9 protein-coding genes are annotated in these 10277 nt (G+C 61.4%); 4 read left to right on the top strand and 5 right to left on the bottom strand.

Annotated elements, in window-relative coordinates:
- Window positions 1-903: polysaccharide biosynthesis protein (locus Q0F21_RS03285; protein WP_297237384.1), on the top strand; the 903-nt coding region annotated here is incomplete at its 5' end.
- A 77-nt stretch (window positions 904-980) separates the two neighbouring features.
- Here Q0F21_RS03285 and Q0F21_RS03280 read toward each other — a convergent pair.
- The gene (locus Q0F21_RS03280) at window positions 981-1391 is read right to left on the bottom strand and encodes a DUF1573 domain-containing protein (protein ID WP_025081534.1); all 411 of its coding nucleotides are present in this window, start codon (window positions 1389-1391) and stop codon (window positions 981-983) included.
- Between the two features lie 943 nt (window positions 1392-2334).
- Between Q0F21_RS03280 and mtaB the strand changes: the two genes are divergently transcribed.
- The 3 genes from mtaB to Q0F21_RS03265 are packed head-to-tail and all read left to right on the top strand — an operon-like array spanning window position 2335 to window position 5497.
- The gene (gene mtaB / locus Q0F21_RS03275; protein ID WP_297237381.1) at window positions 2335-3651 is read left to right on the top strand and encodes a tRNA (N(6)-L-threonylcarbamoyladenosine(37)-C(2))-methylthiotransferase MtaB; all 1317 of its coding nucleotides are present in this window, start codon (window positions 2335-2337) and stop codon (window positions 3649-3651) included.
- Entirely contained in the window at window positions 3648-4658 is a 1011-nt protein-coding gene (locus Q0F21_RS03270; RefSeq protein WP_297237379.1) for a glycosyltransferase family 2 protein, read from the top strand. Before mtaB ends, Q0F21_RS03270 begins: the two co-directional genes overlap by 4 nt.
- On the top strand, window positions 4655-5497 hold the full coding sequence (locus Q0F21_RS03265) for a hypothetical protein (protein WP_297237377.1): 843 nt from the start codon (window positions 4655-4657) through the stop codon (window positions 5495-5497). The genes Q0F21_RS03270 and Q0F21_RS03265 overlap by 4 nt, the downstream gene beginning before the upstream one ends.
- Before the next feature lie 116 nt (window positions 5498-5613).
- Here Q0F21_RS03265 and murD read toward each other — a convergent pair whose 3' ends face one another.
- The 4 genes from murD to Q0F21_RS03245 all read right to left on the bottom strand — a co-directional run.
- Window positions 5614-6975 carry a UDP-N-acetylmuramoyl-L-alanine--D-glutamate ligase gene (gene murD, locus Q0F21_RS03260; protein ID WP_297237375.1) on the bottom strand — a complete coding sequence of 454 codons (1362 nt, stop codon included), beginning with the start codon at window positions 6973-6975 and terminating at the stop codon, window positions 5614-5616.
- Window positions 6976-6981: 6 nt separating this feature from the next.
- A complete protein-coding gene (gene mraY, locus Q0F21_RS03255; RefSeq protein ID WP_297237373.1) occupies window positions 6982-8247 on the bottom strand; it encodes a phospho-N-acetylmuramoyl-pentapeptide-transferase in 1266 nt (421 codons plus the stop codon).
- 3 nt (window positions 8248-8250) lie between these two features.
- Complete coding sequence (locus tag Q0F21_RS03250; protein WP_297237371.1) at window positions 8251-9723, bottom strand: UDP-N-acetylmuramoyl-L-alanyl-D-glutamate--2,6-diaminopimelate ligase; 1473 nt, start codon at window positions 9721-9723, stop codon at window positions 8251-8253.
- 26 nt (window positions 9724-9749) lie between these two features.
- Window positions 9750-10277: PASTA domain-containing protein (locus Q0F21_RS03245; protein WP_297237369.1), on the bottom strand; the 528-nt coding region annotated here is incomplete at its 5' end.

The following is a 10277-nucleotide window of genomic DNA, read 5'->3' as shown; positions in this document are numbered from 1 at the left end:
GACCTCGACCTGGTGCCGATGATCGGTGATGTGCGGAATAGGGAGAAGGTGGAGATCGTCTTCGATCGCTACCGTCCCGACATCGTCCTCCACGCGGCGGCGTACAAGCATGTACCGCTTATGGAGGAGCATCCTTGCGAGTCGATCATGGCCAATCTCTCCGGCACGCGCAATGTCGCCGATATGGCGGTCCGCTATGCTGCAGAGCGGATGGTGATGATCTCGACGGACAAGGCTGTCAACCCGACCAACGTCATGGGTGCCTGCAAGCGTGCCTGTGAAATGTACATACAGAGCCTCGGTCAGGCGATCGCTGAGGGACGGGCAGAGGGCAAGACCATCTTTGTCACCACCCGATTTGGCAACGTCCTCGGCAGCAACGGCTCCGTGATCGGTCTCTTCCGCCGCCAGATCGCCTCCGGAGGACCGGTGACGGTGACGCACAAGGAGATAGTCCGCTATTTCATGAGCATCCCCGAGGCATGCAGTCTCGTACTCCAGGCGAGTACGCTGGCAGAGCGTCCTCAGATCTTCGTCTTCGATATGGGGCAGGCTCATAAGATCGACGAGCTGGCTCGGCGGATGATCCGGCTCTCCGGATTTGAGCCTGACAAGGACATCAAGATCATCTATACCGGACTCCGACCGGGCGAGAAACTCTACGAGGAGGTGCTCGCCACGACGGAGAATACAGAGCCCACCTCCATCGACAAGATCCGCATTGCTGACATCCGACCCAACGACTACGCTGAGGTCAGTGAGCAGGTGGAGCGGATCCTCGCCGCCGCTCGTAGCTTCCGGACTGAGGAGGCGGTGCGGGAGCTCAAGGTCCTGATCCCGGAGTTCGTCTCCAATAACTCCCCCTACCAGCACATCGATGAGGAGCTCCACCGCTCCAGGTAAGGCATACTGTAACAAGCATAAGGGGCTGCTCGTCGTCTGACGGGCAGCCCCTTACTTATTTAGTTCGGTTATATCTCTTACTTGATCACCTCGCCACGGATGGTGAGTACGGCGGGACCCTTCTTCCCGTTACTGTAGACGGAGATGGTCTTCACGAAGGGATAGACCCGCCCGGCGGGGTCATAGGTGACGGTCACCTTACCCTCCTTGCCCGGGGCTATCGGATCCTTGGAGAAAGAGGGCGTTGTGCAGCCACAGCTGGATATCACTCGCGTGAGCACGAGCGGAGCGTTGCCGACATTCTTGAACGTAAAGACGAATGACACCGGTCCGTCGCCCTCGCTGATGGTGCCGAAGTCGTGCTCCGACTCGGCAAACTCGATCGCAGCTTTCTTACTGTCGTCTTGCTGCAGCTCCTGCGCCATGGCTGTCACTCCGAAGAGGCTTGCCACGAGCAGAGAGAGCAGGTAAAGTGTACTTCTTTTCATCATGTTATTGTATATCCTTATATTCTGATTTAGAGTAACTACCACTACGCAGTTACCTTGCGTATAGAGACAAAGGTACGAATTTATTTGCAAGCCCGATCTCCCGCCGCCCTCCCCGTCAGGGCTGACGCGTTTGAGACTCGTCCATCGGCAGCGTAACCGCATCCGCAAGGATGCCCACTCCGTAGGCATCGGTCGAGCCACGAAGTGGCGAAGACCGATGTATGAGAGTTTATTTCGTATCCCGACCCCTTGCGGGTCGCCGTCACATCGGAGATGGGCGATAAGACCACCCATCCGCATACCTAAGCATCAGCCTCTCTGACGGGCTTCAGATAGCTTACTGTATAGCTCAGAGGCGTCAGGTCTGCGACCTCAACTAAACCCGGTATTAGTCATCACTATTACCGGGTTTAGTGATCACTAATACCGGGTTTAGAATTCACCGAACTCTATCCAGCTCGGTACGATGCTCCCCGTCGCCGGGGATGCCCGCTCCCTTGCGGGTCGCCGGCATAGGAGATGTCTGCTCGGCGACCCGCAAGGGGTCGTGAGGTTAGGGTGTGCTTCTGTACATCGGTCACCGCTTCGCGGATGACCGATGCCTATGGAGCGAGCACCCTTCGGGTGTCATAGCGAGGGTTTCGTATTCCTATTTCTACACCAAATGCAGATTATCAGGAGGGATGAGCTTAGCCCCCGAAGGGGAGACGCATTTTTGGTCAGGAAGAGACACGAAGAGACTCTACGAGACAACTCCTCCCGGCGGGGATGCTATATTTGGACGATGGTGCGAACCGCAAGGGGCGCTTCGCTTCCGCATCTTCACAGTGAGCTGGATGGTTTTCTGTATCACTCAGTACCCCCCGTCAAATGCGTCACCTCTGACGGGTTGGTGGAGACCGTGCTCGCAGGGCACTCTTTTTGGTAACTTTGTGGACTGATGAGTGAGCAAGGATTTACATACACGGGGCGGCGCGTCGCCCTCTGCACGCTGGGGTGTAAGCTCAACTTTGCCGAGACCTCGTTCCTCGGACAGGCGCTCTTAGAGCGGGGTATGGTCCTCGCTGAGGAGGGCGAGTCTGCCGACCTGGTGCTGGTCAATACCTGCTCCGTCACCTCGGTGGCGGACCGGAAGAGCCGGCAGCTGATCCGCCGAGCCAACCGCGATCATCCCGATGCGGTGATCGTCGTCACCGGCTGCTCGGCTCAGCTACAGCCGGAGCGGTACGCCAAGCTTCCCGGCGTCGATCTGGTGCTGGGAGCGAAAGAGAAGGGCGCCCTACTCCACTACCTCGACCACCTGAGCGCAGTCGATACGGTGGAGGTGTCGCCGTATGAGGAGGCAACCACCTTCGTCCCCAGTGTCTCATCTGAGGGTCGGACACGCCACTTCCTCAAGGTGCAGGACGGCTGCGACTACTGCTGCTCCTACTGCACGATCCCCTTTGCCCGAGGTCACAGCCGCAGTGGCGAGGTGGCGGATCTCGTTCGCCGAGCCGAGCAGGTGGCAGCGCACGGCGGGAGGGAGATCGTCCTGACGGGGGTCAATGTGGGCGACTTCGGACGCGACACCGGCAGCTCATTTATTCAGCTCTTGGAGGCGCTGGACGACGTGGAGGGGATCGACCGCTTCCGCATCTCCAGCATAGAGCCCAATCTCATCACCGACGAGATCATCGACTTCGTCAGGGGTAGCAAGCGCTTTGCCCCACACTTCCACATCCCACTCCAGAGCGGCTCTGATAAGGTGCTGCGGCTGATGCGGAGACGCTACCGGCGGGAGGTCTTTGCCCACAAGGTGGAGCTGATCCACCGGCTCATGCCGGACGCCTACATCGGCGTAGACGTAATCGTCGGCATGCGGGGCGAGGAGGAGGCGGACTTCGAGGATAGCGCCGCCTTCATCGCCGGGCTGCCGGTCTCCAAGCTCCATGTCTTCCCCTACAGTGAGCGAAAGGGCACCGCGGCGCTACGGATCACGCCGGTGGTCTCGCCTGAGGAGAAGCACCGCCGGGCGCGGCGACTGATCACGATCAGCGACCGCAAGCTGAGCGACTTCACCCGGAGCCAGGTGGGGACCGAGCGGCGGCTGCTGGTGGAGGAGCCTGAGGGTCACGACTGGCTCTATGGTTATACAGAGAATTATCTCCGCGTCCGGATCCCCTACCGCCCCGACCTGACAGGCGAGGTGGTCACGGTCCGGGCGGATCACGTGGTGCCGGGACATCCGGACCTGGTGGAGGGCGTACTGATATGAGGAAAAAGGTTGCCGTCGTCGTACTCAACTGGAACGGCTCCACGCTGATCCCACACTACCTCCCGACCCTGCTCGAGCATACCGACCCGGAGCTGGCAGACGTGATCGAGGCAGACAACGGCAGCACGGACGACTCCCTCGAGATACTGGCGCGTGACTACCCTCGGGCGGTGCCGCTTCCACTCGGGAGCAACCTTGGCTTTGCCGCCGGGTACAATAGGGTCATCACCGAGCTGGAGGGGTACGACTACATCTGCCTCCTCAATGACGACGTCCTCGTGACGAAGGGCTGGCTGGAGCCGCTGGTCGACTTCCTCGACAGCCACCCCGAGGTGGTCTCCGTCCAGCCTACGATCCGCTGGGAGCGCGAGCCGAAGCGTCTTGAGTACGCTGGCGCACTGGGAGGCTACATGGATCGGCTGGGCTACCCCTTCTGCCGAGGGCGGCTCTTCTCCACCCTCGAGGAGGATCGGGGGCAGTACGGGACGGAGCCGATGCCGGTCTTCTGGACCAGCGGTGCCTGTATGCTCTGCCGGCGGGAGGCTTACCTCGCCGCCGGAGGACTGGATGAGACCTTTGTCGCCCACCAGGAGGAGATCGACCTCTGCTGGCGCTGGCAGGCTGCCGGTCACGACCTCTACGTCATCCCCGAGAGTGTCGTCTACCACTGGGGAGGAAAGTCGCTCAGCGCCGACAACCCACGGAAGACCTTCCTCAACTTCCGAAACAACATCCTGATGCTACGGAAAAACCTCCCCTCCCGGGTCCTCCGCTCCACGCTGCGGAAGCGGTGGTTCCTCGACCACCTCGCCGCCCTTCACTTCCTCCTCCGCGGACACCTCGGCGATGCCCGGGCCGTGCTCCGCGCCAGGAGAGAGCTACGGAGACTCCGCCCCGTGCGCAGTGGCGGCGACCTTGAGCGCGCCTACAGCCGACTTTATCCTAGATCCATTCTCCTCGAGTATCACCTCCGGGGACATCATACCTACGACAGACTATCACCATGAGACCGACACTTGCACTTATCATCCTCCTGCTCCTCACCGGCTGCGTCAGCAAGGAGGAGCGCGCCGCCAAGCATCTCCTTGCCGAGGCGCAGATCGCCTATCAGGACTCCGACTACAGCCACTCGGCTCGGCTCCTCGACTCCCTCCACCGCACCTACAGCGGTGCCGTGGAGACGCGTAAGGTTGCACTCCATCTGCAGCAGCTGGTTCGTACAGCGACGGCAAAGAGAGACTCGATCCGGATGACATCGCTCGCCGAGGAGGGCGTCGCCCGGCTTGACTCGCTGCAGCGGCTCTTCAAGCTGATCGAGTACCCCCGCATGCCGGATGAGAACATCCTGCGGTACAAGGGCTACGACCCCTCCGCCGCCAATCCTGAGGCAAACTTCCTCGATGCATATATCAAGGCGGATGGCAAGATCCAACTCATCGCCGGCACCTCGGCCCCCAAGGCTCAGGGCGTCACTTACCTCCGCCTGATGGAGGAGGCCGGCGGGACCTACGTCCTCAGCGACACCATACCCTACGACAGGGCACTCAACTACCGCTTTCGCACCGGTGGCGTGACCCACGAGCGGCTGACGCTCTCCCTCGAGGCCTCGGAGCGTCTCGGCGCCTTTGTCCACGCCACCCCCACCTCGTCAGCCATCCGCGCCTCCTTCGGCCCTCAGGGCAAGAGCTTTACCCTCGATGCTCGAGCGCGAGAGGCGATCAGCGCCACCTACCTCTACTTCCGCACCTACGTGGGGATCAAGAATGCTGAGGGCGAAGCGGAGGCCGCCACTGCCCGTGCCGCCCACTTCGGCACCAAAGCTCACCTCACCGATCCCGCCAAGTAAGTCCCTGGCGACAGAGACAGGACGAGACGGCTGACCGATAGCCGTAGTCTGGCGACAAAAAGAGAGAGAGCCTACCCGTATGGATGCGGATAGGCTCTCTCTGGAGTCGTGTGGGGTCAGAGCTTGGCGACTTGCTCCTTGAAGCACTCTCCGCGGTGCTCGTAGTTCTTGAAGAGGTCAAAGGAGGCGCAGGCGGGAGAGAGTAGCACCACATCGCCCTCCATCGGGTGGAGACTCTGCACGAGGACAAAGGCCTCCTCCATCCCCGTCGCATCGAAGGATGGGATAGGCAAGGGATCGAAGGTGGTATGGAGCTTGGCGCTGTCGGTGGTGAGGTAGATCAGCGCCTTGCACTTCGCCTCCACGAGCGGCTTGATCTCCTCGTAGTCGTTGCCCTTGTCGGTACCACCGAGGAAGAGGATCGTCCGCCCGTCCGGCATCGCCTCGAGGGCGTGGCGGGTGGCATCGATATTGGTCGCCTTGGAGTCATTGATGTACTTCACTCCGTGGAGGACGCGTGTCAGCTCCATACGGTGCTCTATACCGGTGAAGTCCTCCAGTGCCTCGGTGACGGTGCCATCCTCGAGGTCGGGATCGAGCCCCAGGGCGTGGAGCACGAGGCAGGCGGCCATGACGTTGCAGGCGTTGTGCGGACCCTTGAGCTGAAGGCGGGAGTAGTCGATGAGGCACTCCTTGCCACCCGAGAGACGGATGTGGATCGTCTCGCCATCGAGGTAGGCGGCGGTGTCGGTGCGGGTGAGGGAGAAGGAGAGGGCATGCGCCGCGCTTGGATCCCTGCGGGCGAGCATGGTGGCTGTCTCAGGATCATCGGCGTAGGTGATGGCGTAGTCCTCCTCGGTCTGGTTTTGGAATACCCTTCCCTTGGCATCGGCGTAGAGCTCCAACTTGTGGTCGTACCGGTCGAGGTGGTCGGGCGTGATATTCATCAGCACCGCGGCGTGCAGATGGGTGTCGTACATGTGGTCGAGCTGGAAGCTGGAGAGCTCCATGACGTAGACCTTGTGCGGGTCACGGACGAGGCACTGGGCGAGGGAGAGACCGATATTGCCACACGCCACCGCATCAATGCCGCACGCTTGTAGGAGGTGCGCGGTGAGGGTGGTGGTGGTGGTCTTGCCATTGGACCCCGTGATGCCTACGAGGATGCTGCCCTGAGCAACGTGCTGAGCGGCAAACTCGATCTCTGAGACGATCGGCACGCCGGCCTCGATGCAGCGCTGCACCACGGCGGCGCTGTCAGGGATGCCGGGGCTCTTGATCACCCTCGTTGCGCGTTCGAGTTCGGGGAGGGAGTGACCCCGCTCCTCGATCCGTATCCCATGCTGGAGCAGCAGGTCGCGGGTGGCATCGCGGAGGGTATTGCTGTCGGAGAGGAGGACCCTGTGCCCCAGTCGCTTCGCCAGGAGGGCGGCCCACATGCCACTCTCGCCTCCTCCCAGGACTATGGTGTATTCCATACTATTTTATCTGAACTTAAGTGTCGCAATCGTCAGCACCGCGAGTACGATGCCTATGAGCCAGAAGCGGGTGGTGATCTTTGCCTCCGGGATCGGTCGGTAGGGCCGCTGCAGGAGGGCGTCTATACTACCGTCACCGGGCTTCTGGTAGTGGTGGTGGAGGGGGGTCATCTTGAAGACCCTCTTCCCCACGCCGGTGCGTCGCTTGGTGTATCGGAAGTAGGTGGTCTGGATGATCACCGAGAGCGTCTCCACGAGGAAGACGCCGCAGAGGATCGGCAGGAGCAGCTCCTTGCGGATCACGATGGCAAAGATGGCAATGATGCCGCCGAGCGTCAGGCTCCCGGTGTCGCCCATGAAGATCTGCGCGGGGAATGAATTGTACCAGAGGAAGCCCGCCGTCGCACCAATGAAGGCGGCAGCAAAGACGACCAACTCCTCCGCACCGGGAATGAACATGACGTTGAAGTACGCTGCCATCTCGATATGGGAGGAGATGTAGGCGAGGATCCCCAGCACCACACCGATGATCGCTGAGGAGCCTGTGCAGAGGCCGTCAAGTCCGTCGGTGAGGTTGGCGCCATTGGAGACCGCCATCACGATGAAGACGAAGAGCAGGCTGACGAAGATGATGGTGAAGAGTTCGCCATTCTGCCCTATACCGAGCCACGGTGCGATGGCGGAGTAGTCGAGGTTGTGCCCCTTGACGAAGGGGATGGTGGTCTGGAGGGACTGCGTCTCTACGGTGGCAAACTGGGTCACCACCCTACCCTCCTCCAGCACCTGGCGGGCATTCTCCTTGATCACCACCGCCGGGGAGGTGAGGAAGACGAGCGCCACCAGCACGCCGAGACCCATCTGGGCGATGAGCTTGTAGCGTCCGGCGAGTCCGTCCTTATTTTTCTTAAATACCTTGATGTAGTCGTCCGCAAAGCCGAGCCCGCCGAGCCAGAGCGTGGCGATGATCATCAGGATGATGTAGATGTTGTCGAGCCGGCAGAAGAGCAGCGTCGGGATCAGGATGGCCGCGAGGATGATCAGCCCGCCCATAGTTGGGGTGCCCTTCTTGGAGAGCATGCCCTCGATGGTGTAGGGTCGCACGGCGTCGCTGATCTGCTTCTCCCTTAGGAGGGTGATGATCTGCCGACCGATGACGATGGAGACGATCAGGCTGACGATGACGGCAAAGGTGGCGCGGGTGCTGACGTAATTGAATACCGCCGACCAGCGGAGGTTTTGCGAGGCGAAGTAGTCAAAGAGGTAGTACAGCATAGGCTACTCGCTCCTTCGCTCCTCGTCCTCAAAGACGCGGTGCACCTCCTCCACGTCGCTGAAGTGGTGCCGCACCCCATTGATCTCCTGGTAGGTCTCGTGGCCCTTGCCGGCGATGAGGATGATGTCTCCCGGCTGTGCCATCGTGCAGGCGGTGCGGATCGCCTCCCGCCGGTCCACAAGCCTGAGCGTGGAGGAGAGCTGCTCCCGGGAGAGTCCCTCGCAGAGGTCCTCGAGGATCTGCCGCGGATCCTCGTCGCGGGGGTTATCCGACGTGAGGATCAGCAGGTCGGAGTACTTCGCTGCGGTGGCGGCCATGATCGGCCGCTTGCCCTTGTCGCGGTGCCCTCCCGCTCCCACGACCGTGATGACGCGTCCGTGGTGGACCCGCTGCAGGTCGGTGAGCGTGGTGAGGACATTGTCCAGCGCATCAGGCGTGTGGGCAAAGTCGACCACGGCATAGTATCCCCGCTTGGAGGCGAGGGTCTGGAAGCGTCCCGTCACCGCTGTGAGGGTGCTGATCTGGCGGAGGGTCTCCTCCTTGGGTGCCCCGAGCAGTCGCGCCGTGCCGTAGACGGCGAGGAGGTTGTAGGCATTGAAGGCGCCGACCAGTCGCACAGAGATCTCCTCCCCGTCGATGATCAGATCCGTCCCGTCGAGATGCTCCTCGAGGAGCCGTCCCTTATAGTCGGCACTCCGCTTGAGCGCGTAGGTGTGTACCTGGGCGCGAGTATTTTGCACCATCACCATCCCATTCGTCTCGTCGAGGTTGGTGAGGGCAAAGGCTTCCGTCGGCAGTTCGTCGAAGAAGATCTGCTTGGCTCGGAGGTAATTGGCAAAGGTCTTATGGTAGTCGAGGTGATCTCTCGTGAGATTCGTGAAGATCCCACCGGCGAAGGTGGTTCCACCGATCCGGTGCTGGTGGATTGCAATGGACGAGACCTCCATAAAGGCGTAGCTGCAGCCCGCCTCCACCATCTCGTGGAGGTATCTCTGGAGCGTCAGTGCGTCGGGAGTGGTGAGGTGACTCGGCGTCGTCTCATCGTCGATGCGGACGCAGACGGTGGAGATCAGCCCGACCCGGTAGCCCAGCTTGCGGAAGAGCTCATAGAGGAGTGTGGCAATGGTGGTCTTACCATTGGTCCCGGTGACGCCGACGAGGCGGAGCTTGTCGGACGGGTGGTCGTAGAGATTGGCCGCCACATCTCCCAGGATCACGTCGGTATGCTCGACGCGTATGTAGGCGATCCCGGGGCGATACTCGTCGGGGACGGTCTCACAGATGACCGCTGCGGCACCGCGGTCGAGTGCCTGGTCGATGAATCGGTGTCCATCGGTCACCAGACCGCGCAGGGCGACGAAGAGGTCCCCCTTGCCAACGGAGCGCGAGTCGGAGCAGATCTGCCCGATCTCGATGCTGTCCTCCCCGGCGATCAGCTCGTGGGGGACGCCCCGCATGATTTTACTGAGTTTCATTACCTATTGTGGGATAAAGTGATGATTTAATTCTTAGGCTCCCCCAGGGTGAGACGGATCGCTCCCCCACCCTTCAGTGCCGTACCGGGAGAGAGGGACTGGTGGGTGATGTACCCTCCCCGCCCGCTGCAGCTGACCCTCAGCCCGAGGGTCTCACAGAGGTAAAGCGCATCGGAGGTGGCCATGCCGACGACGTTGGGCATCGTATTCATCCGGATGCTCAGGTCGCTGAGGCGCCGGAGACTGTCCTCGGCATGATAGCCGACCCAGTCGGCGCTCCCCTTGGGCCGCTTGACCCCGGTCACGTGAGCCGCCTGCTCCACGCCGCTACGTAGTCCTCCGCCCATGACGTGGGTAAAGACGGCCGTCGAGTCGCTCTCTACCTCGCTCAAGCGGATCTTATGCTGTGTGGCGCTCACCTGCTCGGCGATGCTGCGGATCACCGCCCCGGGGGAGAGGGAGATATTGCCCTTGTAGGGCGCATTGATCACCACCATACAGGAGTACTTCGGCTTCTCGGCCGGGAAGTAGGCAGCAAAGGAGTAGCGGTGGCG

Origin of the sequence: uncultured Porphyromonas sp. (assembly GCF_934359325.1) — a bacterium.
GTDB lineage: Bacteria > Bacteroidota > Bacteroidia > Bacteroidales > Porphyromonadaceae > Porphyromonas_A.
This window is presented reverse-complemented; position numbering and strand designations above follow the sequence as displayed.